The organism is Enterobacter sp. RHBSTW-00994, assembly GCF_013782625.1.
Taxonomy (GTDB): Bacteria; Pseudomonadota; Gammaproteobacteria; order Enterobacterales; family Enterobacteriaceae; genus Enterobacter.
In genome coordinates, this window is the sequence record NZ_CP056199.1 from 485,626 (window position 1) to 510,239 (window position 24,614).

At 54.0% G+C, this 24,614-nt stretch carries 24 protein-coding genes; 16 read left to right on the plus strand and 8 right to left on the minus strand.

What is annotated here, in order from left to right:
* Positions 1-83 precede the first annotated feature (83 nt).
* On the plus strand, positions 84-1,652 hold the full coding sequence (locus tag HV346_RS02300; protein WP_181622008.1) for a methyl-accepting chemotaxis protein: 1,569 nt from the start codon (positions 84-86) through the stop codon (positions 1,650-1,652).
* A 37-nt stretch (positions 1,653-1,689) separates the two neighbouring features.
* Here HV346_RS02300 and HV346_RS02305 read toward each other — a convergent pair whose 3' ends face one another.
* Positions 1,690-1,983, minus strand: a complete 294-nt coding sequence (locus HV346_RS02305) for a LysR family transcriptional regulator (RefSeq protein ID WP_181622009.1) — start codon at positions 1,981-1,983, stop codon at positions 1,690-1,692.
* Positions 1,984-2,216: 233 nt separating this feature from the next.
* Entirely contained in the window at positions 2,217-3,215 is a 999-nt protein-coding gene (gene fbp, locus HV346_RS02310; RefSeq protein ID WP_181622010.1) for a class 1 fructose-bisphosphatase, read from the minus strand.
* A gap of 199 nt (positions 3,216-3,414) precedes the next feature.
* On the opposite strand from fbp, the gene mpl reads away from it, so the two are divergent.
* The gene (mpl, locus tag HV346_RS02315; protein WP_181622011.1) at positions 3,415-4,791 is read left to right on the plus strand and encodes a UDP-N-acetylmuramate:L-alanyl-gamma-D-glutamyl-meso-diaminopimelate ligase; all 1,377 of its coding nucleotides are present in this window, start codon (positions 3,415-3,417) and stop codon (positions 4,789-4,791) included.
* Between the two features lie 102 nt (positions 4,792-4,893).
* On the opposite strand, the gene yjgA is transcribed toward mpl, so the two are convergent.
* Entirely contained in the window at positions 4,894-5,445 is a 552-nt protein-coding gene (gene yjgA, locus HV346_RS02320; RefSeq protein ID WP_181622012.1) for a ribosome biogenesis factor YjgA, read from the minus strand.
* Positions 5,446-5,540: 95 nt separating this feature from the next.
* Here yjgA and pmbA point away from each other — a divergent pair, with 95 nt between their 5' ends.
* The 14 genes from pmbA (at position 5,541) to HV346_RS02390 (ending at position 16,861) form a co-directional block, all read left to right on the plus strand.
* Positions 5,541-6,893, plus strand: a complete 1,353-nt coding sequence (pmbA, locus tag HV346_RS02325) for a metalloprotease PmbA (RefSeq protein WP_181623671.1) — start codon at positions 5,541-5,543, stop codon at positions 6,891-6,893.
* 42 nt (positions 6,894-6,935) lie between these two features.
* Positions 6,936-7,322 carry a cytochrome b562 gene (gene cybC / locus HV346_RS02330; RefSeq protein ID WP_181622013.1) on the plus strand — a complete coding sequence of 129 codons (387 nt, stop codon included), beginning with the start codon at positions 6,936-6,938 and terminating at the stop codon, positions 7,320-7,322.
* A gap of 320 nt (positions 7,323-7,642) precedes the next feature.
* Positions 7,643-7,981, plus strand: coding sequence for a glycine dehydrogenase (locus HV346_RS02335; RefSeq protein ID WP_181622014.1), 339 nt, complete (start codon positions 7,643-7,645; stop codon positions 7,979-7,981).
* A 10-nt stretch (positions 7,982-7,991) separates the two neighbouring features.
* Positions 7,992-8,354: an SFCGS family glycine-rich protein gene (locus HV346_RS02340; RefSeq protein WP_181622015.1), complete on the plus strand. Its 363-nt coding sequence runs from the start codon at positions 7,992-7,994 to the stop codon at positions 8,352-8,354.
* 2 nt (positions 8,355-8,356) lie between these two features.
* Positions 8,357-8,656 (plus strand): DUF4312 family protein, encoded by a 300-nt coding sequence (locus HV346_RS02345; RefSeq protein WP_063926351.1) that lies wholly within the window; start codon positions 8,357-8,359, stop codon positions 8,654-8,656.
* 22 nt (positions 8,657-8,678) lie between these two features.
* Positions 8,679-9,455 (plus strand): DUF4311 domain-containing protein, encoded by a 777-nt coding sequence (locus tag HV346_RS02350; RefSeq protein WP_181622016.1) that lies wholly within the window; start codon positions 8,679-8,681, stop codon positions 9,453-9,455.
* A 13-nt stretch (positions 9,456-9,468) separates the two neighbouring features.
* Positions 9,469-10,110: a DUF4310 family protein gene (locus HV346_RS02355; protein WP_181622017.1), complete on the plus strand. Its 642-nt coding sequence runs from the start codon at positions 9,469-9,471 to the stop codon at positions 10,108-10,110.
* Positions 10,111-10,153: 43 nt separating this feature from the next.
* Positions 10,154-11,287, plus strand: a complete 1,134-nt coding sequence (locus HV346_RS02360) for an amidohydrolase/deacetylase family metallohydrolase (protein WP_181622018.1) — start codon at positions 10,154-10,156, stop codon at positions 11,285-11,287.
* Positions 11,271-12,389 carry a DgaE family pyridoxal phosphate-dependent ammonia lyase gene (locus HV346_RS02365; RefSeq protein WP_181622019.1) on the plus strand — a complete coding sequence of 373 codons (1,119 nt, stop codon included), beginning with the start codon at positions 11,271-11,273 and terminating at the stop codon, positions 12,387-12,389. Before HV346_RS02360 ends, HV346_RS02365 begins: the two co-directional genes overlap by 17 nt.
* Positions 12,386-13,126, plus strand: coding sequence for a KDGP aldolase family protein (locus HV346_RS02370; RefSeq protein WP_181622020.1), 741 nt, complete (start codon positions 12,386-12,388; stop codon positions 13,124-13,126). The genes HV346_RS02365 and HV346_RS02370 overlap by 4 nt, the downstream gene beginning before the upstream one ends.
* 76 nt (positions 13,127-13,202) lie before the next feature.
* Entirely contained in the window at positions 13,203-14,348 is a 1,146-nt protein-coding gene (locus HV346_RS02375) for a lactonase family protein (RefSeq protein ID WP_181622021.1), read from the plus strand.
* Positions 14,349-14,367: 19 nt separating this feature from the next.
* Complete coding sequence (locus HV346_RS02380; RefSeq protein ID WP_181622022.1) at positions 14,368-16,278, plus strand: PRD domain-containing protein; 1,911 nt, start codon at positions 14,368-14,370, stop codon at positions 16,276-16,278.
* 66 nt (positions 16,279-16,344) lie between these two features.
* Positions 16,345-16,587 (plus strand): type II toxin-antitoxin system RelB/DinJ family antitoxin, encoded by a 243-nt coding sequence (locus HV346_RS02385; RefSeq protein WP_181622023.1) that lies wholly within the window; start codon positions 16,345-16,347, stop codon positions 16,585-16,587.
* Positions 16,577-16,861 (plus strand): type II toxin-antitoxin system RelE/ParE family toxin, encoded by a 285-nt coding sequence (locus HV346_RS02390; RefSeq protein ID WP_181622024.1) that lies wholly within the window; start codon positions 16,577-16,579, stop codon positions 16,859-16,861. Before HV346_RS02385 ends, HV346_RS02390 begins: the two co-directional genes overlap by 11 nt.
* 3 nt (positions 16,862-16,864) lie before the next feature.
* On the opposite strand, the gene nrdG is transcribed toward HV346_RS02390, so the two are convergent.
* From nrdG to treR, 5 genes are all read right to left on the minus strand, one after another.
* Positions 16,865-17,329: an anaerobic ribonucleoside-triphosphate reductase-activating protein gene (nrdG, locus tag HV346_RS02395; protein WP_181622025.1), complete on the minus strand. Its 465-nt coding sequence runs from the start codon at positions 17,327-17,329 to the stop codon at positions 16,865-16,867.
* A 141-nt stretch (positions 17,330-17,470) separates the two neighbouring features.
* A complete protein-coding gene (gene nrdD, locus HV346_RS02400) occupies positions 17,471-19,609 on the minus strand; it encodes an anaerobic ribonucleoside-triphosphate reductase (protein ID WP_181622026.1) in 2,139 nt (712 codons plus the stop codon).
* 374 nt (positions 19,610-19,983) lie between these two features.
* Positions 19,984-21,642: an alpha,alpha-phosphotrehalase gene (treC, locus tag HV346_RS02405; protein ID WP_181622027.1), complete on the minus strand. Its 1,659-nt coding sequence runs from the start codon at positions 21,640-21,642 to the stop codon at positions 19,984-19,986.
* 51 nt (positions 21,643-21,693) lie between these two features.
* Positions 21,694-23,112 (minus strand): PTS trehalose transporter subunit IIBC, encoded by a 1,419-nt coding sequence (gene treB / locus HV346_RS02410; RefSeq protein ID WP_181623672.1) that lies wholly within the window; start codon positions 23,110-23,112, stop codon positions 21,694-21,696.
* A 185-nt stretch (positions 23,113-23,297) separates the two neighbouring features.
* Complete coding sequence (gene treR / locus HV346_RS02415) at positions 23,298-24,245, minus strand: trehalose operon repressor TreR (protein WP_181622028.1); 948 nt, start codon at positions 24,243-24,245, stop codon at positions 23,298-23,300.
* Between the last annotated feature and the right edge of the window lie 369 nt (positions 24,246-24,614).

The window sequence follows — 24,614 nt, forward strand, 5'->3', positions numbered from 1 at the left end:
TTGCTTAAAGTCTAAACATTTTCCGGTAGCGGCCGATACTCTTTTTTTATGCCCAGAAATATCTCGCTACCGGAAATAACATCATGCTTAAAACGCTATCGATTCGTACCGGCTTGCTTTCGTTACTGGCCGTTATGACCCTTCTGCTGCTGATTGTCAGCGGCATTGGCATTTATGCCCTCACACAGAGTTCTTCCTCACTCCAGCGCATCAATCACCTTCAGGGTGAGCAAATGGTGCAGCTGAATTCTGGCTATACGTTGATCCTGCGCGCGCGCAATGAAGCGGGTCAGGCCGTTCGTATGATGGAGATCGGCATGCTGGACGATGCCGCCAAATCCGTTAAAAACATTAATCAGGAAGTTGCTCAGGCGCAGAAAACGCTGAAAGGTGTGATTGATGGCGGTGTTGCGGATACGGAGGGGCAGCAACTGCTGGGCAAGGTTGCGACCAGCTTTGCGGCGTATAACGAGCAGGGGATCAATCCAATGCTTACCGCTCTGAATCAGCAAAGTGCTGATAGCTATTACGATCTGCTGGAGAACAAGCTGATCCCGGTGGCGAAACAGTTTGATAATGATATGCAGACGTTCCAGGCGTGGAGTGAAGCGCGTGGTAAGGCGGAAGTGAGCGCCGTGCAGTCGAGCAAAACTCGCGTGCTGATCCTGATTATCGTCGCGGCGTTGTTGACGGCGGGGATTATTGTGCTGGCCTGGCTGGTGCTGCGCCATATGCTGCTCAAGCCCCTGTCGGACTCGATTTCACAGCTGGAGCACGTTGCCGCAGGTGACTTAACGCACACCCTGAATGCCCCTGCGAGCCAGGAGTTCAACCGTCTGAACACGGCGATTGAGGAGATGCGTCAGTCATTGATGAATTCGGTGTTGCGCGTGCGCGATGCCAGTTCTCAGATTGATACCGGCAGCCGGGAACTGACTGCTGGCAATATCAACCTTGCCCAGCGGACGGAATCTACGGCGACATCACTGGAGCAGACGGCGGCCAGCATGGAAGAGATTACCGCCACGGTGAAACAAAACGCGGATAACGCCGAGCAGGCGCATCAGATGGCGAAGTCGGTTTCCGACACCGCCGATCACGGTAGCGAAATGGTTTGCTACGTGATTGAGAAAATGCGCGATATCTCCGGTAGCTCTGCGCGTATTGCCGACATCCTGAGCGTTATCGACGGTATCGCCTTCCAGACCAATATCCTTGCACTCAACGCCTCCGTTGAAGCGGCACGTGCGGGTGAGCAGGGGCGCGGCTTTGCGGTTGTTGCCGGGGAAGTTCGCAATCTGGCCAGCCGAAGTGCCGATGCAGCGAAAGAGATCCGCACACTGATCAGCGATTCTCAAACCCACGTGAATGAAGGTAGCGAACTCGCACAGCAGGCGGGTGAAACGATGGATGAAATTGCGACCGAAGTGCTGCGCATGACCAAACTGATGCGTGAGATCGCCACGGCATCGCAGGAACAAAGCCGGGGTATTGAGCAGGTGAATATCGCTGTGAATCAGATGGACGAAACCGCACAGCAAAATGCGGCGCTGGTACAACAGTCTTCAGCTGCAACGCGTTCGCTCGAAGATCAGTCACGCGAACTGATGGAAGCTATGTCATCCTTCAAGCTGACGGCACAATCTGCCTGACGGTAATAGCAACCCCTGTGGCGTTACCGACCAGGGGTTATATCGGTGCAGAATTCACTGCACCGATATTGTCATGAATATCGCCCATTAATATTTCCAGCGAGTGGGTTAAGGCCAGTGCTTTATCGGTAGGCTCCAGGTATAAACCTTTACGAAGAAATAGCGGCTCGTCAAAGAGCTGATTAAAGCGTTTTAATGCAAGACTCACCGCCGGACGCGACATCTCCAGTCGTACTGAGGCTTTGGCCATACTGCCGCATCTCACCACTTCAATAAAAACAGGAATAAGATTTAAGTCGATACCGGTATTTGCACGGGAAAAGTTTTTCATCACGATTATGCTCAGCGAAATATTTAAGAAACTGTTCAGAAATAATGCGTGAGTGAGTCGAGATATTAAAGCGCGATTTTTATATTCATTTATACGTTAAAATATATAAATGAAAAGGGAGCCAGACTGGCTCCCTCTCTTTTACCAAGCCCAGTTACAGCGTTATCACTGTTTCCGGGGATTCATTCGTTTACCGCTTTGACGCAGCCTGAATGAGGTTGTGCTGGTGTTCGTCATGCGTCGGGGAATTCGCGGATGAAGCGTTCAACGTCTTCAACCATATGATCATTACCCACAAAGAACGAACGGCGCTGGTGCAGGCTTTCCGGAGTGATATCCAGAATACGCTCTTTACCATCACTGGCTTTACCGCCGGCCTGTTCAGCCAGGAACGCCATCGGATTGCACTCGTACAGCAAACGCAGTTTCCCTTCCGGGTGGCTGGCGGTGCTTGGATAGAGGTAAATGCCACCTTTCAACAGGTTACGATGGAAGTCTGCCACCAGAGAACCGATATAACGGGAGGTATACGGGCGCTGGGTGGATTTATCTTCTTCCTGGCAGAATTTGATGTACTTCTTCACACCATTCGGGAACTTGATGTAGTTGCCTTCATTGATGGAGTAAGTGCTGCCTTTCTGCGGATAACGCATACGCTCCTGGCAAAGGCAGAAGACCCCCAGTGACGGATCGTAGGTAAAGGCATGCACGCCGCACCCGGTGGTATAAACCAGCATGGTGGACGAACCATACACGACGTATCCGGCAGCAACTTGTTTGCTGCCCGGTTGCAGGAAATCTTCTTCAGTAACCGGTGTGCCAACAGGTGTGACGCGACGATAAATGGAGAAAATTGTGCCGACAGAAACGTTAACGTCGATGTTAGAGGAGCCATCCAGCGGGTCCATCAGTACAACGTATTTTGCGTGTTCGCAGCCTTCGAAAACGACAATTTCATCTTCTTCTTCAGAGGCGATACCCGCAACGATGTCGCGTGCGCGCAGTGCAGCTTTCAGTTTTTCATTCGCGAACAGGTCGAGTTTTTGTTGCACCTCGCCCTGAACGTTTTCGGCACCGCTTGCACCCAGGATATCGACCAGACCGGCCTTGTTGATATCACGGTGGATGATCTTAGCGCCCAGCTTTATTGCCGACAGCAAAGCAGTGAGCTCACCCGTAGCATGAGAAAACTCGTGCTGCTTTTCGACAATAAATTCACCTAACGTTTTCATAACACTTTCCCTGCATTTTATGTTGAGTAAAGCGATCGTATGTTCAGTAAAACGGCTGACGTCCAACAATCTTAACAAACATTCAAATATTAGCGCAGAGGTGAATCGCGCCAGCAAAATACGGATTTACCTGAAATGCGTTTCGCTGCCGCTGACATGTGAGTAAAATGTGCACCACATTGAAGAGGGATAGTGACGTATGCGCATTCATATATTGGGGATTTGTGGCACTTTCATGGGCGGGCTGGCAATGCTGGCGCGCTCTCTGGGCCATGAAGTGACAGGTTCGGACGCCAATGTGTATCCACCGATGAGCACGCTTCTGGAGAAGCAAGGGATCGCCCTTATTCAGGGATATGATGCCAGCCAACTGGATCCGCAGCCGGATCTGGTCATCATTGGCAACGCCATGACCCGAGGCAATCCGTGTGTTGAAGCGGTCCTGGAACGCAACATTCCGTACATGTCTGGCCCACAGTGGTTGCATGATTTCGTGCTGCGTGACCGCTGGGTGCTGGCGGTTGCCGGTACGCACGGCAAAACCACTACCGCCGGTATGGCAACCTGGATCCTGGAAGCCTGTGGCTACAAGCCCGGCTTTGTGATTGGCGGTGTGCCGGGCAATTTCGACGTTTCTGCACGTCTGGGCGATAGCCCGTTCTTTGTGATCGAAGCTGACGAGTACGACTGTGCGTTCTTTGATAAGCGCTCCAAGTTTGTTCACTACTGCCCGCGTACGCTGGTCCTCAACAACCTTGAGTTTGATCACGCCGATATCTTTGACGACCTGAAAGCCATCCAGAAACAGTTCCACCATCTGGTGCGAATTGTTCCGGGCCAGGGTCGCATCATCCTGCCGGAGAACGATATTAACCTGAAGCAGACGATGGCGATGGGGTGCTGGAGCGAGCAGGAGCTGGTGGGTGAACAAGGTCACTGGCACGCGAGAAAACTCAATACGGATGCCTCTGAGTGGGAAGTGCTGCTCGATGGCGAAAAAGTAGGTGAGGTGAAGTGGGGCCTGGTCGGCGAGCACAACATGCACAATGGCCTGATGGCGATTGCAGCCGCGCGTCATGTCGGGGTTCAACCTGCGGATGCGGCCGACGCGCTGGGGTCATTTGTGAATGCCCGCCGCCGTCTGGAGCTGCGTGGCGAGGCCAACGGCGTGACGGTGTTTGATGACTTTGCGCATCACCCAACCGCGATCCTCGCAACGCTTGCCGCCCTGCGCGGTAAAGTGGGTGGAACCGCACGCATTCTGGCGGTACTGGAGCCTCGCTCAAACACCATGAAGATGGGGATCTGCAAAGACGATCTCGCCCCGTCTTTAGGGCGTGCAGACGAAGTGTTCCTGTTGCAACCGCAGCATATTCCGTGGCAAGTCGCTGAAGTCGCAGAGGCGTGCGTCCAGCCAGCACACTGGAGTGCAGACGTGGATACGTTAGCGGATATGGTGGTGAAAACGGCTCAGCCAGGCGATCACATACTGGTTATGAGCAACGGTGGTTTTGGTGGTATTCATCAAAAACTGCTGGATGGCCTGGCGAAGAAAGCCGAGGCCGCCGCAGAGTAATTCCCTCACCCTGACCCTCTCCCCAAAGGGGCGAGGGAAATTGAACACTCTCTCCCCTTTGGGGAGAGGGCTGTGGGTGAGGGGGAACAGGCGTTCCCGACCTTACTCGTCGTTCTCAGACAGCTCGCGCAGATACTGGAAAATCAGACGCGCAGATTTTGGCGGCTTATTCCCCTCTTTCTCTTTCTTCGCATTACGGATAAGCGAACGCAGTTGCTGGCGGTCGGCGTCTGGCCACAGATTTAATACCTCAGGCACAGCATCATCGCCTTGTTCAATCAGACGATCGCGGATCTGCTCAAGCTTATGGAACAGCGCAACCTGCTGGTTGTGGCGGTTTTTCAGCTTGTCCAGTGCCTGGCGGATAGGTTCCACATCGCGCTGGCGCAACATTTTACCGATCAACTGAAGCTGGCGGCGACGGCCTTCTTTCTTGATACGCTGTGCCAGTTCAATGGCGGCACGCAGATCGGGGTCGAGCGGGAGTTTATCCAGCGCGTTTTTCCCCAGTTCTACCATTTCCGCACCAAGCTGTTTTAACTCTTCGGCGTCGCGTTTAATTTCACTTTTACTGACCCAGATGATTTCATCATCTTCGTCTTCGATGTCATCACCGGGAACGTCGTCGAGCCAGTCTTCGGGCTGCTTAGTCATGTCAGGCTCCTTAAAAAAAGAGGCTAATGTTACCAGTTAAGATGCGCACTGAAAAACGGTTCTCTGATAGACTTCAGTTAACTCTCTCTTACAGTATGGCATTTGCGATGAAAGTAACCTCACAAGTTGAAGCGCAGCGTAAGATTCTGGAAGAAGCGGTATCCACAGCGCTGGCGCTCGCTTCAGGCAAATCAGATGGCGCTGAAGTAGCAGTAAGCAAAACCACCGGCATCAGCGTGAGTACCCGCTATGGTGAAGTGGAGAATGTTGAATTCAACAGTGATGGGGCGCTTGGGATCACGGTTTATCACCAGAATCGCAAAGGTAGCGCGTCATCCACTGACCTCAGTCCGGACGCGATTGCCCGTACCGTTCAGGCGGCGCTGGACATTGCGCGTTACACCTCCCCCGACCCTTACGCAGGCGTAGCCGATAAAGAACTGCTGGCGTTCGATGCGCCGGATCTGGACTTGTTCCATCCGGCGGAGGTCACGCCGGATGAGGCCATCGAGCTGGCGGCTCGTGCAGAGCAAGCGTCTTTGAAAGCGGATAAACGTATCACCAATACCGAAGGCGGTAGCTTCAATAGCCATTATGGCATCAAAGTGTTTGGCAACAGCCACGGCATGTTGCAAGGCTACTGCTCGACCCGCCACTCGCTTTCCAGCTGTGTGATTGCTGAAGAGAATGGCGATATGGAACGTGATTACGCCTACACCATTGGGCGTGCGCTCGCTGATTTGCAGTCTCCAGAGTGGGTTGGGGCGGAATGCGCGCAACGCACGCTTTCACGCTTGTCGCCACGCAAACTCTCAACCATGAAAGCCCCGGTTATTTTTGCCAATGAAGTGGCAACCGGCCTGTTTGGCCACCTGGTCGGGGCGATTGCCGGTGGCGCGGTATACCGTAAATCCACGTTCCTGCTGGATGCGCTGGGAACACAAATTCTGCCGGAATGGCTGACCATTGAAGAGCACCCGCATCTGCTGAAAGGGCTGGCATCGACGCCGTTCGACAGCGAGGGCGTGCGTACTGAACGTCGAGACATCATTAAAGACGGTGTGCTGACGCAGTGGCTGCTGACCAACTACTCGGCACGCAAACTGGGGCTGAAAAGTACCGGTCACGCGGGCGGTATCCATAACTGGCGCATTGAGGGTCAGGGGCTGAGCTTCGAGCAGATGCTGAAAGAGATGGGAACGGGTCTGGTGGTGACTGAACTGATGGGCCAGGGTGTGAGCGGCATTACCGGGGATTATTCTCGCGGCGCAGCTGGTTTCTGGGTCGAAAACAGTGAAATTCAGTATCCGGTGAGCGAAATTACGATTGCCGGTAACTTAAAAGATATGTGGCGCAATATTGTCACGGTCGGTAACGATATTGAAACACGTAGCAATATACAGTGTGGTTCAGTTCTGTTGCCGGAGATGAAAATCGCCGGCCAGTAATACTTGTCAAAGCGTTATTAATAATAAAAAAGGAAGTGAGCAATGCGTAAACACCTGTTAGCGATCGTCGCAGCTTCAACGCTGGTTCTTGGCTCTTCTGCGTTTGCTGCCGATCTTGAAGATAATATGGACACCCTCAGTGCCAATCTGAAAGTGGTACAGAAAACGGATAATGCGACGGAAATGAAAGACGCATTAACCAAAATGCGTGCAGCGGCACTGGATGCCCAGAAAGCCACGCCGCCAAAACTGGAAAGCCAGGCAGCAGACAGCGCGGAGATGAAAGATTATCGCCACGGCTTTGATGTGCTGGTCGGCCAGATCGACGGTGCACTGAAACTGGCTAATGAAGGCAAAGTGAAAGAGGCGCAGGCGGCGGCTGACCAGTTTGTCACGACCCGCAACACCTATCACAAGAAATACCGTTAACAGGCCGTTGCGCCTGACGAAATACGAAAACGAGGGCAATATGCCCTCGTTTTTTTTCGCAACGTAATAAGTAAACCCTATCGCTGTCACATTTCTGCGACGCTGTGCCTGAACCTATTCGTTTTCCTCTCCTCCATTTTCCCGGGTGATTACGTGATATTCATCACGCAAATCTAGCGATATGTAATCATTTGGTGCATTTATGTGGCACAGATCACTGCTGCCGCTTTCCTTTCCACTTCGAAGTGGAAAACAACTCGCTACAAACAATGAACCGCCAACGTTAGTTTTATCCCAGAGCCATTAACGGGGTAAGACGAGTGATTAACGGAGCGGTAATGAACGAGGTTGGGGAACAAGCAGCACACATTGAGCAACTCGCTGACACCATGCTTAAGCAGGTTTATGCCCTGCTTGCCCGCCACAACATCATCCCCAATGCAGTACAGGAACAGATGCTCACTTCCCACGTCCGCGCGATGGCACACCGGTCTGTGACCGGCGAGCCGCTGCCGGAAGTTGAAGCGGATCTGTTTGACGAAATTTCACCAGATTCAATGCGGCTGGCCAGAGAAGTGGTCGCGCAGTTTGGCAACCTTCCTGATGAAGAGGCCTGGCTGCTCTCCGTTCATTTTGAAGTCGCAAAAGACAACCTTTAAGGAGCAACACATGGAACAGATTACAGTCGTGATTGGCGATCGCCTGGGCAAAGGCCAGAAAGTGGCTGCCGGTGTGGAAAAAGCAGGTGGACGTGCGGTTGTCGTACCGGGTGTCGCAGCAGATATGAAACTGGGTGACGTGATGAAAGCGGAAAACGCCACTTTCGGCATCTCCTTCTGCGGCAGTGGCGGTGCGGGTGCGATCACTGCGCAAACCAAATATGGCTACAAAGCCAAATACGGTATGCGTTCCGTGGAAGAGGGCATAACGGCCATCAACGAAGGCTGCAACGTGCTGGGCTTTGGCTTTATGGATAAAGAAGAGCTGGGCGAGCGTCTGGTGCAGGCGTGGCAGAAGAAACACGGCGCGTAAGCATGAAAGAACAATTCACTACCACGGTGCGGGTGAAAGGAAAAGGCGACGCCAAAGCGCGCGCCTTTGCCGATGCACTCAACCATGTTCAGGCCGCGGTGATGAAATCTTCACCGCATATCTTACTGCGTATTGAGCCACAGGACGTGCAGGTTGTTCAGGCGCAAGAAGCGGTGCGCAAAGAAGCCTTTCTGTTTTTCTTTTTGCGCCGGGAAAGACGTACATACAGCGTGGAGCTGGATGTGACCGTCAACGTGACTGCCATCAATCTCGACCAGGTGGACTTCGTCACGCAACGCTGATTATTCATAAAAGGGCAGACTGATGTTCTTAATTATATTAATAAAATCGCTCATTATCGGCGGCCTGGTGGGCGTCGGTGTGGGGGCCGGGGCTGCACGCATGTTTCATGCGCCTACCACACAGGGTATGGGCGCGTTTCGTACGTTGGGGGAGCTGAACTCCTGTGAAGGCGATCCGGCGTCTCATTTCTCCTTTGGGTTAGGTTTCTTCTTTAACGCCTGGGCATCTTCGGTGGCGGCAGGTGCGTTTACTCAGGACGTTGACCACCGCATCATCCCGAACTGGGGCGCAGCGGCATTGATGGTCAAAAACCGTAATGTCGGTGAAACCCTGCACGACCCACGTAAAATGGCGATTGCCTGCGGCATCATCGGCATGATTGTCGTCACCTTCCTTAACCTGACCGCCTCCTCCGTACCGGCTGCGCTTCAGGTGACCGCCGTTAAGGTACTGGTTCCTGCCGCAAACCTGCTGGTGAACACCGTCATGCCGGTGATCTTCTGGCTGGCCGCTATCGATGCGGGCAAAAAATCGGGCTTCTGGGCGACCGTCTTTGGTGGCGCTGCGCAGCTGATTATGGGGAACGCCGTTCCGGGTCTGGTTCTGGGCATCCTGATTGGTAAAGGTGTGGAAGAGAGTGGCTGGAACCACGTCACCAAAGTGATGATGGCCGCGATTGTTCTGCTGTTTGTGCTGAGCGGTTTCTTCCGTGGTTTCGACATGAAGATGATCGAATCTTTCCACCTGACCGTGCCGAACTGGCTCGATCTTATCCATAGCTCGCTCAGCGGCAAATAACAGGGGCCTCGAAATGGAACAGAATAAAGGTTTTTGGTATGCCGACTGGTCGTTCCCGATCTTCGTTGGCCTGCTCTCCTCCGGCGTGTTTGCCGGGACGCACATGTACTACCTCTACGGCATCGGCGCGTTTAACGAAGTGGCCTTCGTCGCCATGTTAAAAGCGGGGATTGATACCGGTGCTTACGGCGCGGTCGCCGCGTTCGGTGCGAGCTTCCTGTTTGCCCGTATTATCGAAGGTTCTCTGGTCGGGATCCTGGATATCGGCGGGGCGATTCAGACCGGTGTGGGCTTAGGTGTGCCGGCGCTGCTGCTGGGCGCGGGGATCATGTTCCCGGTGACAAACTTTATTGCCTCGCTGATTACCGGCCTGGTGATTGGTCTGGCCATTGGTTACGTCATTATCCTGGCGCGTAAGTTTACCATCAATCAGAGCAACTCCACCTATGGGGCAGACGTGATGATGGGCGCGGGTAATGCATCTGGTCGCTTCCTCGGGCCGTTGATTATCCTCAGTGCGATGACCGCGTCGATCCCTATCGGCATTGGTTCACTGGCAGGTGCTCTATTGTTCTACATCTGGCAGAAGCCGATTACCGGTGGCGCTATCCTCGGTGCAATGCTTCTGGGTTGGTTGTTCCCGGTCGCGCTTTGACCTTCAGCGGGCGCGTATGCGCCCGTCTTATCAGGAGATACCCATGTTTGATTTACTCCTGCGCCGTGCGCGCCTTACCGACGATACCCTGACCGATATCGCCATCCAGGACGGGAAAATCGCGGCGCTTGGTGAGATTGATGCGCCCGCCCACAAAACCGTTGAGCTTAATGGTGAAGTGTTCGTCAGCGCAGGCTGGATTGACTCCCATGTTCACTGCTACCCGAACTCCCCGATTTACCACGACGAGCCAGACAGCGTCGGTATCGCCACGGGTGTCACCTCTGTGGTTGACGCAGGAAGTGCCGGGGCGGATGACGTGGACGATTTCTACGCCATCACCCGCAAAGCGTCGACAGATGTCTTTGCCTTACTGAACATCTCCCGCGTGGGCCTGATTGCCCAAAACGAACTGGCCAATATGGATAACATCGACGCCGACGCGGTAAAACAGGCGGTCAAACGCCACCCTGATTTTATCGTTGGCCTGAAAGCGCGCATGAGCAGCAGCGTGGTTGGTGAAAACGGCATTACGCCGCTGGAACGGGCCAAAACCATTCAGAAAGAGAACGGCGACCTGCCGCTGATGGTGCACATTGGCAACAACCCGCCAAACCTCGACGAAATCGCCGAATTGCTGAGTTCCGGGGACATCATCACCCACTGCTATAACGGCAAACCCAACCGCATCCTGACGCCGTCAGGTGAATTGCGGGCGTCGATCACCTCAGCGCTGAAACGCGGCGTGCGTCTGGATGTGGGACACGGTACGGCGAGCTTCAGCTTTGAAGTGGCAAAACGCGCCATCGCGATGGGGATCCTGCCGCACACCATCAGCTCAGATATCTATTGTCGTAACCGCATTAATGGCCCGGTAGGTAGCCTCGCCAGCGTGATGTCGAAATTCCTCGCCATCGGGATGTCGTTACCACAGGTGATTGAATGCGTCACCGCGAATGCCGCTGACGGTCTGCGTCTGACGCACAAAGGCCGTATTCAGCCTGGCCTGGATGCTGATCTGACACTTTTTACCGTCAAACGCCAGTCGACGCTGCTGGTGGATGCGGAAAACGACAGCCTGCAGGCTGACCATATTCTGATGCCGCTTGCCGCCATTCGCGCGGGCAAGGGCTACATGACCGAACAAGGGAGCACGGAACATGCCTTCGATTTTTGAGAAATACCATTTAAAACAGGTTATTAACACCTCAGGTCGCATGACGGCGCTGGGCGTTTCTACCCCTCGTCCGGAAGTTGTACAGGCGGCGATGGACGGCATGAACCAGTACTTTGAAATGAAAGATCTGGTGAACAAAACCGGCGAATACATTGCGAAACTGCTGGATGTCGAAGGGGCGACCGTCGTCTCGTGCGCGTCGGCGGGTATTGCGCAGTCGGTGGCGGCGGTGCTGGTAAAAGACAGCGACTGGCTGCTGGAAAATTTGCACGTGACTCCTGTTGAGAACAACGAAATCGTGTTGCCGAAAGGCCACAACGTGAACTTCGGTGCGCCGGTCGGGACGATGGTTACTTTGGGCGGAGGCAAGCTGGTGGAAGCGGGTTACGCTAACGAATGCTCTGCCGATCAACTGGCGGCGGCGATCACCCCACGTACCGCGGCAATCCTCTATATCAAGTCTCACCACTGTGTGCAGAAAAGTATGCTCAGCGTGGAGCAAGCGGCGGTGGTCGCCCGTAAGCACGATCTGCCACTGATCGTCGATGCCGCAGCGGAAGAAGATCTGCATGTGTACTACCGTTCCGGCGCTGACCTGGTGATCTACAGCGGCGCGAAAGCGATTGAAGGGCCAACCAGCGGGCTGGTTATCGGTAAAACGCAGTACGTTGAGTGGGTGAAACGCCAGTCAGCAGGGATTGGTCGCGCAATGAAAGTGGGTAAAGAGGGCATCCTTGGGCTGACCTGCGCCATCGAACATTACCTGACGGCCACCAAAGAAAGTGGCGCAGAAATGGTGGCGAAGATGACGCCGTTTATCAATGCCATCAATACCTTAAATGGCGTTGCTGCGCGCGTGGTCTGGGATAGCGCTGGTCGCGATATCGCCCGCACTGAAATCAAATTCGACGAAGCCACGACGGGCGTGGGCACTGGGGATGTTGTAGCGAAACTGAAGCAGGGTGAATACGCCATCTATTTCCGTGGCTATAAAGCCAACGAAGGGATTATCGAAGCGGATGTGCGCAGCGTGACAGCGGATCAGCTAAACATTGTGTACCGCCGTATTAGCGAAGTATTAGGACAGGAGAAAACTGCATGAAACTGACCCCCAATTTTTACCGTGACCGCGTCTGCCTGAATGTGCTGGCAGGTTCAAAAGCGAATGCCAGTGCCATTTACGAGGCGGCTGAAGGTCATGTGCTGGTGGGTGTGCTCTCCAAAAATTACCCGGATGTCACCAGTGCGGTTGCCGATATGCGTGAATATGCGGCGCTGATTGATAATGCGCTCTCCGTGGGGCTTGGCGCGGGCGATCCGAACCAGTCGGCCATGGTGAGTGAAATTTCCCGTCAGGTGCAGCCGCAGCATGTCAACCAGGTGTTCACTGGCGTAGCAACCAGCCGCGCACTGTTGGGGCAGAACGAATCGGTAGTGAATGGTCTGGTGTCGCCCACCGGAACGGTGGGCATGGTGAAAATCTCGACCGGCCCGTTGAGCAGTGCCGCGCCAGATGGAATTGTCCCGGTAGAGACGGCCATTGCTCTGTTGAAGGATTTCGGCGGCAGCTCCATCAAATATTTCCCCATGGGCGGCCTGAAATGCCGTGATGAGTATAAAGCAGTGGCAGAAGCCTGCGCCCGTCACGATTTCTGGCTGGAGCCGACGGGGGGGATCGATCTGGAAAACTATGAAGCGATCCTGCAAATCGCGCTGGATGCGGGCGTGAGCAAAATCATTCCGCATATTTACAGCTCGATTATCGACAAAGCCAGCGGAGATACGCGTCCGGAAGATGTCCGTACGCTGCTGGCGATGACGAAGATGCTGGTGAAATAAAGCTAAACCTTACCCCTCATCCTCTTCCTTTGGGAAGGGGGAGGGGAACACACCGCACAAACCTGAAGGAGCCACCATGCACACCCGTAACCTGCTTGTTGCTTCACTCTCTTTACTGGCTACCGCCGCTGTCGCCCAGACGCAGTTTGCCTGGGTGGGGACCTATAATCCGAACGGTGAAGGGTTGTACCGTTTTACCGTCGATCCGCAAACCGGTGCACTCGCGAACAAAACCCTGGTAAGTAAACTGCCGAACGCCGCGCAACTTACGGTATCGCACGACGGTAAGACGCTTTATGTAGCAAGCGAAGTGGAGCAGGGCGTGGTGCAGGCGCTTCATGTGGGCGATAACGGTGACCTGACTGAGCTTAATCAGGTGGCATCCGGCGGGGCTGGGCCGGTTTATCTTTCCCTTACGCCAAACGGTCAACACCTGCTGGTGGCGAACTACGTCAGTGGATCGATTGCCGTGTTGCCGATCAAGGCCAATGGCAGTCTGGGCGAGGCAACGGATACGCACCAGGATCAGGGCGAGCAGGGTGCAGCAAAACCGGAAGCCGCGGCGGAAGGGAGCTTTGCCATCAGCGATCATAACGGGCCGCATGCGCATATGATCGCCGCCGATCCGAGTGGGAAATATGTTTTTTCCACCGATCTTGGGTTGGATCGGATCTACCAGTATCGATTCGACGATCGGAGCGGAAAATTAACCCCGAACGATCCACCGTTTATTGACGCGTCCTCAAAAGGGGCCGGACCTCGTCACTTTGTTTTTACCCCGAAAGGCGATGGCCTGTGGCTGATTAACGAAGAGGCGTCCACTCTCACTCATTACGCCGTGGATAAACACTCCGGTACGCTGAAAGAGGGCAAAACGCTCTCTGCTTTGCCGAAGGCGTATAAAGGGACGAGTTTTGCCGCCGGGCTGGTATTAAGTGAGGACGGCAAGCAACTGTATGTTGCCAACCGTTTGCATAACAGCATCGGGCACTTTACCGTAACGGCGGATGGCACACTGACGCATCAGGATGATGTCTGGACACGAGGTGATTATCCACGCTCGCTGACTCTGGATAAGCAGGGCCAATGGCTGTACGTCATGAATCAGCGTAGCGATAACATCACCCGTTTTCGCGTAACGCAGGACGGCGCGCTAAGCTTTGAGCCAGACTATATCCCGGTTGGCAGCCCATCCCAGATGATCATTTCACCTGCACCTTAAGCGGTAAGAGGACTCACTCGTGCGATTTCCGAACCAACGTTTAGCGCAACTTTTCGATCTGTTGCAAAACGAAACGCTGCCACAGGATGAACTGGCGCAGCGGCTGTCGGTCTCCACGCGTACCGTCCGGGCCGATATCACCGCTCTGAATGCGCTGCTGGCAAGCCACGGCGCACAGTTTATTCTGAGCCGTGGCAACGGTTATCAACTCAAAATTGACGATGCCGCGCGCTATCAGCTATTACAAGATTCCCACCCGCGCGCGCTGCGTATTCCGCGTACTGGCCCTGAGCGCGTGCACTATCTGGTGGTGCGTTTTCTGACGTCGGCCTTCTCCCTTAAGCTTGAAGATCTGGCGGATGAGTGGTTTGTCAGTCGTGCGACGCTGCAAAATGATATGGCAGAGGTGCGCGAGTGGTTTAACCGTTATCACCTGACGCTGGAAACGCGCCCACGCCACGGAATGAAACTGTTTGGCAGCGAGATGGCAACCCGTGCCTGTCTTACCGATTTGCTCTGGACGCTGGCACAGCAGGACAGCCTGAACCCGCTGGTGACCGAAGTGGCGTTGAACGTGGGTGTACCTGAGCAGATGGTGACAGTGTTACACGATGTGCTGACGCGCCACCATATTCGCCTTACCGATGAAGGTGAACTGTTCGTGCGCCTCTATTGCGCGGTATCGGTGAGGCGGATTAGCGAAGGCTACCCGCTGCCAGAATTTCACGCGGAGGATGTGGAAGAGAACGTACGTGAAGCCGCGAAGGATATTGCCGTAACCATCCAGCAACTGGCAGGCAAAGCGCTTTCGCCATCGGAAGAGAGCTGGCTGTGCGTGCACATTGCCGCGCGCCAGATCCAGGAGATCGCCCCAAGCGCCATCAACGCCGATGACGATGAAGCGCTGGTCAATTACATCCTGCGCTACATCAATACCCACTATAACTACAACCTGCTCAGCGATGAGCAGCTGCATGCGGACTTGCTCACGCATATTAAAACCATGATCACCCGCGTGCGGTATCAAATCATGATCCCCAACCCGCTGCTGGATAACATCAAACAGCACTACCCGATGGCGTGGGATATGACGCTGGCAGCAGTCTCAAGCTGGGGTAAATACACGCCGTATGTGATCAGTGAAAACGAGATCGGTTTTCTGGTGCTGCATATCGGTGTGGGACTGGAGCGTCACTACAACATTGGCTACCAGCGCCAGCCGCGTGTGTTGCTGGTGTGTGATGCCGGTAACGCGATGGTACGCATGATTGAGGCGGTGCTGCAGCGCAAGTATCCACAAATTGAGGTAACGCGAACGCTCACTTTGCGTGAATACGAGCAGGCGGAGACCCTGAGTGAGGACTTTGTTATCTCCACGGCGCGGATCAGCGAGAAAGCGAAACCGGTGGTGATGATTGCGCCGTTCCCGACGGATTATCAGCTGGAGCAGATTGGCAAGTTGGTGCTGGTGGACAGAACCCGCCCGTGGATGCTGGAAAAATACTTCGACGCGGCCCATTTTCGGATCATCGACAAGCCGGTTGACCAGCAAACCTTGTTCCTGGAGCTCTGTTCACAGCTGGAAGCTGAAGGGTTTGTCGGCGCGGAGTTCCTTGATTCGGTTGTTGAGCGTGAGGCTATCGTCAGTACTATGCTGGGTGAGGGTATTGCGCTGCCTCACTCACTCGGCCTGCTGGCGCAAAAAACGGTGGTTTACACCGTTCTGGCTCCGCAAGGCATTCAGTGGGGCGATGAAACCGCACATGTGATCTTCCTGCTTGCCATCAGTAAAAGCGAGTACGAAGAGGCGATGGCGATTTACGATATTTTCGTCACTTTCTTGCGGGAACGCGCGGTGACACGGCTTTGCGGATGCAGGGATTTTGCAGAGTTTAAAACCGTGTCGGTCGAGTGTTTGAGCCGGTTTTGAGAGGTGTTATCCAGAATTAGATGTAATGCTAAACTGCATTACACGTCCCATTCTACCGGAGGCATAATGGCCACGCTTAACGTCCGTCTGGATGACAAACTCAAAAACGAGGCTTATGCCGTGCTGGAAAAACTCAATATCACGCCGACAGAGGCGGTGCGCTTGCTGTTTCAGTATGTCGCTGAAACAGGGCGGATGCCGGTGAAAACCGTCACGATCAGCGACAGTGAAGATGCTCTGATTCAGACCGTCCGGGAGAGACTGGTCAGTCCGAAAAAGGGAATTAAGGTCAGTCTGGATGACTTATGATCTGGTATTCGACCTAAGGGCGTTAAAGGAGTGGCATAAGCTGAGCGATACAGTAAAAGCCCAGTTTAAGAAGAAACTTGCTGATGTGTTGGTAAACCCCAGAGTGGAATCGGCCCGCCTGCATGGTCTGCCCGATTGCTACAAAATAAAACTCAAATCCCAGGGTTATCGTTTGGTTTATCAGGTTCAGGACAACGTTATAACGGTATTTGTCATCGCCATTTGGAAACGTGAGAAATCAGCCGTTTATCATGACGCAAACAAACGGCTTTAGCGTTTAACGCAAATGGTGCACGACCTGATTGCTGCTTCCTCGCCAGATCAGTGCCGGATCTTTTAAATCCTGCACAAACTTGCCGTCGACCAGCACGTTGATCAGATCCACCACCTCCATTTGTGCGGCGTTCAGCTCATCCAGCTTGTAGCCCGTCCACACCCAGATGTCCTTTCCCGCACACTCGCGGCGGATACGTTTAACCAGCTTCAGAATTTCCGGCACGTTTTGTGGATGAAGCGGGTCACCGCCTGAAAGGGAAATTCCCTGGCGGTGAATACGTGTGTCGTTCAGATCGTTGATGATCCGGTCTTCCACCTCTTTGGTGAACGGCATTCCGGAATTTAAACGCCAGGTGCTTTTGTTGTAGCAACCGGGGCATTCATGCACGCACCCTGAAACAAACAGGGTACAACGCGTTCCAGGACCGTTGACGATGTCGACGGGGTAGTATTGATGGTAATTCATAGCGTTAACCTGATGCCCTCACCCCGGCCCTCTCCCACCGGGAGAGGGAGAAAACTGGAGTCAGGCTTAACAATGTGCTCGATCGGTCCCCTCTCCCTTGAGGGAGAGGGGTAGGGCGAGTGGGAGAACCCTGTGCAGAACTTAACCGATCTGCCCGTTCCCTAAATGTTTCACGCGACGTTTCACCTCTTCCTGCTTCCCGGCGTTGAACGGACGAGCATCCGGACTGCCGAGATAACCGCATACGCGGCGGGTCACGGAGACACGGGAGGCATCGTGGTTACCGCATTTCGGGCAGGTGAAGCCTTTGCTGGTGCACTCAAATTCACCGGTGAAACCGCACTCGTAACACTCGTCGATTGGTGTGTTCGTTCCGTAATACGGCACGTGCTGATAGCTGTAATCCCATACGTCTTCCAGTGCTTTCAGGTTGTGCTGAATGTTCGGGTACTCGCCGTAGCAGATGAAGCCACCGTTGGCGATCGGCGGGTAAGCGGCTTCAAAATCAATTTTGTCGTACGGATTAACCTTTTTCTCAACGTCGAGGTGGAAGCTGTTGGTGTAATAACCTTTATCGGTCACACCGCCAACGATGCCAAACTCGGCGGTATCCAGCCGGCAGAAACGGTCGCAAAGGTTTTCACTTGGCGTGCTGTACAGGCTGAAACCGTAGCCGGTTTCCTCTTTCCACTGGTCAACGGCATCACGCAGACGTTGAACAATAGCGACACCTTTCGCCCGCAGGGCATCGCTGTCGTAGACGTGTTGATTGCCTGACAGCGCGTTGATGGTTTCGTGAATACCGATATAACCGAGGGAGATTGACGCTCGCCCGTTTTTGAAGATCTCTGAAACATCATCATCCGCGTTAAGACGCACGCCGCAGGCCCCTTCCATATACAGGATTGGTGCAACGCGGGCTTTCACCCCTTCCAGACGTGCAATACGCGTCATCAGCGCTTTACGCGCCAGTTGCAGACGTTCGTCCAGTAGTTTCCAGAAGGCCGTCTCATTACCTTTGGCTTCCAGCGCGATGCGCGGCAAGTTAAGGCTAATCACGCCCAGGTTGTTACGGCCGTCGTGGATCTGCTCACCGTTTTCGTCCTCATACACCCCGAGGAAACTGCGGCAACCCATTGGGGTTTTAAAGGAGCCGGTCACTTTCACGACCTGATCGTAGTTCAGGATGTCCGGGTACATGCGCTTGCTTGCGCACTCCAGCGCCAGCTGTTTGATGTCGTAGTTCGGATCGCCAAATTTATGGTTCAGGCCGTCGCGAATGGCAAAGACCAGTTTCGGGAAGACGGCGGTTTTGCGATTTTTGCCAAGACCGGAAATACGGTTGCGCAGAATAGACTGCTGAATCAGGCGTGACTCCCAGCAGGTTCCCAGACCAAAGCCAAAGGTTACAAACGGCGTCTGGCCGTTGGCGGTATGGAGCGTGTTCACTTCATATTCCAGCGACTGGAATGCGTCATAGCACTCTTTTTCAGTGCGGGATCGCGCATAGCCGTCAGCATCCGGGATCTGCCACTCTTCCGCCGTTTTACGGTGTTTGTTGAAGCTCTCGGTCACAAACGGTGCGAGCACTTCGTCAATACGGTTAATGGTGGTTCCGCCGTAAATATGGCTGGCAACCTGGGCAATGATCTGCGCGGTTACGGCTGTCGCGGTAGAGATAGATTTTGGCGGTTCAATCTCAGCGTTACCCATTTTGAAGCCGTGGGTCAGCATGCCTTTCAGATCAATCAGCATGCAGTTGAACATTGGGAAGAACGGCGAATAGTCGAGATCGTGATAGTGGATCTCACCGCGTTCGTGCGCCTGGACGACATCGCGCGGCAGCAGATGCTGGCGGGCATAGTGTTTGGCGACGATACCGGCCAGCAGATCGCGCTGGGTTGGGATCACTTTACTGTCTTTGTTGGCGTTTTCGTTGAGCAGGGCGGAGTTGGTCTGTTCTACCAGGCCACGGATCTCCTGATTCAGGCGGCCCCGTTTCTCACGCTGAATGTCACGATCGTGACGGTACTCAATGTAGGCGCGCGCCAGTTGTTTGTACGGGCCAGACATCAGCTGGTTTTCTACGGCGACCTGGATCTCGCTGATATCCACCTGACTGCGCGCGTTCATCTGACTACTAACGACTTCTGCGACGGTGGCGCAGTAATCTGCGTCATCGACTCCCGCTGCTTTAGCTGCACGCAGAATGGCTTCTTTGATGCGCTCTGATTTAAACGGCACTTTACAGCCATCTCGTTTCATCACATGCGGTGTCATGATCACTCCATTTTAAAAACAGGTTATCCACAGAGGTGGAGAAGTATTCACCGGGCAGATTTACAGATAGCCCAGCGACTTCCCTCGTTCCCCACACTTGTTATCCACAATTCCGGAGAGCTGAGTCGCCGTCTTGTTGTTGGAATAGTAGACGATAAATACAAGATGTTGGGTCGGCGTGCATTTTAAGTGCTACATATAGTGATTTGCATCAAACATGTTTGCGTTTTTTTTGATGCAGAACAAAGTAAAAAGACGAGAGTACAAACGACGGGCGCTTCAGCCTTTGTAAAGGCAGGAAGGAAAAATCTGATTAATTATTCAACAAAAACAGCAAAATAAACCGGGCATATTGGCATGCCCGGTGTTTTGATTTATGCCTGTAACCACCATACGGCTTCAAACGGGCGTAGTGTCATTGGGCCTGGTTTGTTGGCCGTTTCCACGTAGTTGCTCATCACGGCCTGCCATTCGCCGCTGAACGCCTCTGGCTGCCATTCATGGCTGTTATGGGTGAGGTTGGCCACAACGATCAGGGTTTGCCCCTGCCACTGACGACGGTAGCACCACAGAGAAGGGTGTTCAGGCAGCAGATCCTGGTAATCGCCCCATGTCAGCACCGGCAGCGTTTTGCGCAGCGTAATCAGCGACTGATAGGCATAAAACACGGAGCCTGGGTCGTTAAGCGCAGCGCTTGCATTAATGTCCTGGAAGTTATCGCAGACAGCAATCCAGGGCTCACCCGCAGTAAAGCCCGCGTTTGGTGATGCATCCCATTGCATTGGCGTGCGGCCATTATCGCGGGATTTGCTTGCCAAAATATCGAGCAACTCGTCGGCTTCACGTCCACTGGCGCGCAGTTCCGTAAACATATTCAGGCTTTCAACATCGCGATAATCAGTAATGCGGGTGAAGTGTGGGTTAGTCATGCCCAGCTCTTCGCCCTGGTAGATATACGGCGTCCCCTGCATTCCATGCAGCACCATCGCCAGCATTTTCGCGGCAGGCACGCGGTATTCTCCCTCGTCGCCAAAACGCGAGACAATGCGTGGTTGATCGTGATTACACCAGAACAGCGCATTCCAGGCTTTGTTATGCATGCCTTGCTGCCAGTGGTTGAACAGGGTTTTCAGCGCAACGTAATCCGGTTGCGCCTTCGTCCATTTTTCTCCGCCAGGATAGTCGACCTTCAGGTGATGGAAGTTAAAGGTCATGGATAACTCACGCCCGTCGAGGGAGGCGTACTGCTGGCAGTTTTCCAGCGAAGTTGAAGACATCTCGCCTACCGTCATCAGGTTACGCGGGACAAAAACGTCTCGGCTCATCTCCTGTAAATATTCATGGATGCGTGGCCCGTCGGTGTAGAAGCGGCGCCCATCACCGTACTCATCGTTCGGGAAATCCTGATCTTTGGACACCAGATTGATCACGTCGAGGCGTAATCCGTCGACGCCGCGATCGGCCCAGAACTCACACACTTTTTTCAGTTCGGCCCGAACAGCCGGATTTTCCCAGTTGAGATCCGCCTGTTCCGGGGCAAACAGATGCAGATAATACTGCTCGCTTCCGGCGTGCCAGCGCCAGGCGTTACCGCCAAACTTCGAGCGCCAGTTATTCGGTAACAAACCATCCGGTGTGCCATCACGCCAGATATAGAACTGACGATACGGGCTCTCTTTATTCAGCGACTCACGGAACCACGCATGTTGCGTCGAGGTGTGGTTAAACACCATATCCAGCACAATGCGAATGCCACGCGTATGTGCCTCGGCAACCAGTTCATCAAAGTCATCCAGCGTACCGTAGGCCGGGTCTATGGCGGTATAACTCGCCACGTCGTAACCGTTATCAATCTGCGGAGAGAGGTAGAACGGCGTCAGCCAGATGGCGTCAATGCCGAGGGTTTTCAGGTAGTCGAGGCGCTGTGTCACGCCGCGTAAATCACCCGTACCACAGCCGGTTGTATCCTGAAAACTCTTTGGGTAAATCTGATAGATGACGCCGTTTTGCCACCAGTGAGGAAGGGTATTCATAATGCGTTCCTGCAAATGCTGAGGGGCGCAATTGCGCCCCGAAAGATGAAGTTAAACAATCTGCAACGTGCCCTGACGGAATTTACGCTGGTAAATGAAGGTGGTCAGCGCCATTGGGACAATAATCGCAACTGCCATCGCCAGCGCAAATATCTGCCAGTAGGTCGGCTGGATGGAGAGGATACCCGGCAATCCGCCAACCCCGATTCCGTTCGCCATCACGCCATTCAGACCGCAAATCAGACCCGCCAGGCCGGAGCCGATCATTGCGCACAGCATTGGGAAACGGTATTTGAGGTTAATCCCGTACATTGCCGGTTCTGTGACGCCGAGATAGGCGGAGATGGCCGCAGGTACAGAGATTTCGCGTTCGTTATGTTTACGGCTGACCAGAATAATACCGGTTACCGCAGAGGCCTGAGCGATGTTAGACAGCGCGATGATAGGCCAGACTGGCGTTCCGCCAAGGCTTTGAATCATCTGCATATCAATTGCGAGGGTGGTCTGATGCACGCCGGTGATCACCAGTGGGGCATACAAGAAGCCAAACAGGGCAGCACCAATTGGCGCGAAGCTACCGGTCATCAGGTGGCGAACCGCGAAAGCAACGCCGTCACCGATCATGCGGCCAAAGGGGCCGATAAAGGCATGGGCGAGGAAGACCGCAATAATCAACGAACAGACCGGCACGACCACCAGATAGAGGTAATCAGGCACGATACGTTTTAAGCGGGTTTCAATAAAGCCCAGTGCCAGGCCCGCCAGCAATGCCGGGATAACCTGCGCCTGGTAGCCCACTTTCGCAATGGTAAACAGACCAAAGTTCCACACCTCGGGGACTTGTTGACCAAGTAAGTAAGCGTTCATTAACTGAGGCGAAACCAGCGTCACGCCCAGCACGATACCCAGTATTGGCGTGCCGCCCATCTTGCGTACCGCTGACCAGCAAATCCCGACCGGCAGATAGAAGAAGATCGCCTCACCAATCAGCCACAGGAAATCGTAGATGGTTTGCAGCGCGGGGTACATTTGCGCCAGGGTTTTGCCATCGCTTATCGGCACATCACCGATCACGTTGCGGAAGCCTAAGATCAAGCCTCCGCTGATAAGCGCTGGCAGCAGCGGGAAGAAGATCTCCGCAAAGTGAGAGATTAACTGCTCATGCCATTTCATATTTTGACGCGCGGCTTTCTTCGCCTGCTCTTTATCGGCAGAAGAGTGGCCGGTGGTCGCCAGTAGAGCCTGGTAGTAATCGCCCACTTCCGTGCCAATGACAACCTGGAACTGCCCGGCGTTGGTGAAACAGCCTTTGACCATCGACAACTCTTCGATAGCTTTCGGGTTGGCTTTGGCTGGATCGTTCAGCACAAAACGCAGGCGGGTAATGCAATGGCTGACGGTCGCGATGTTCTCACGGCCCCCAACCAGGACGATCAACTGGTCGATATCTGCTTGCTTGACTTTACTCATCATGAAACCTCATGACAGATGGAGAAGGGTGTAATGACCTGAACGCAAGCCTACTCTTTAAGCGTCTTTACGAAAATGGGAACGTTCCCGAAATTGGGCGAAGATCACAATAATCTGTTTATGACCTGTGCAATTCGCGTTGCAGGAACACGCCTGCGACGCGAAAAAAAGAAGGGATAAGAAGCTTAAGAGAGGTGAACTGGAATAACGATCTGGCGCAGTTCGCTGCGGCCGTTGATCTGCTCGATCAACTGTGTGGCGGCTTGTCTGCCGGACTCGGCATAGCCCGGATCGACGGTGATGATCTCCGGGTGCAGGAACTTCATCAGCGGTGTACTTCCCACGCTCGCCACTTGCAGGTTGTCGATGCGTTGTTCCTGCAAATATTTGCTCGCACCCAGCGCCAGGGTATCCGTGGCACACACCAGCGCGGTGGTCTGTGGTGTCAGGACGCTGGCGACCTGCTCGTAACCCTGCTTCATGCCCAGCCCAGGCAGGGAGGCCACGGCAGAGAGGTTGTGCTTTTTGCAAAATGCCAGGTAGGCTTCATGGCGACGCTTGCCGGTCGTGACATCCGCGTGCGGTACGCCGAGGAAACTAATGTGGCGATGACCTTTATCAAACAGACGCTGCATCAGGGTGATAATCGCGCCCTCGTCGTCATAACACACCGAGGCAAATCCAGTGGCATCACGCGCCAGCAGAACCAGTGACGGCTGCCAGGGTTTGAGCATTTCATCTTTTATGCCAGTGAAACCAAACAGTACCACACCGTCGATGTTACGGCGTTGCAGCATCCCCAGGTGTTCTTCAACCATTTGCGGCGAGAACTGGCTTTCCATCATGATCGGGTCATAACCCTGCTCATAAAACGCCGGCAGCATGGTCTGAACGGCCAGGTTTTCTGACAGCGAATCCAGACGCGAAACGATAATCGCCACCACTTTGTCGCTTTGTCCACGCATGGCGCGTGCGGAGCGGGAAGGGGAAAAACCGTGCTGATTCATCACCGCTTCGACGCGCTCGCGTGTGCGCTCGCTGACACCACTTTCGTTGTTCAGCACGCGTGACACGGTGGATTTCCCCACGCCGCTTAAACGCGCGATGTCTTTAATCGTAAGGCGGTTTTGCATCTTTTATTCCCTGTCACGGCGAAGGCAGTCGTCAATTGAGCCTAATGCTATAGCGTGATTTCGCTATGGGCAAAGTCTGGTTTACGTTTGGTTTATTTGCATGGCGTTATAATACCGCCCGAATCGCCACAAACGGTACGGTTAAATCCTTATACTGCGCGGCGACACCCTCATTTTACTTACCGGAGGTTACATGGATCCCGATCCCACGCCTCTCCTGAACGGGAGAGTTCTTTCTATCCGGTAAGCCAGCCCGTGCTGTCTCACCGGTGATGTGAGGCAGCAACGTTTCATTCGTTCCTGCTGAAAATTTAAGTGCCGCCAGGTACGGCCTTGTCGTGCCTGAAGACTGAACTGTGTTCGCCCTGG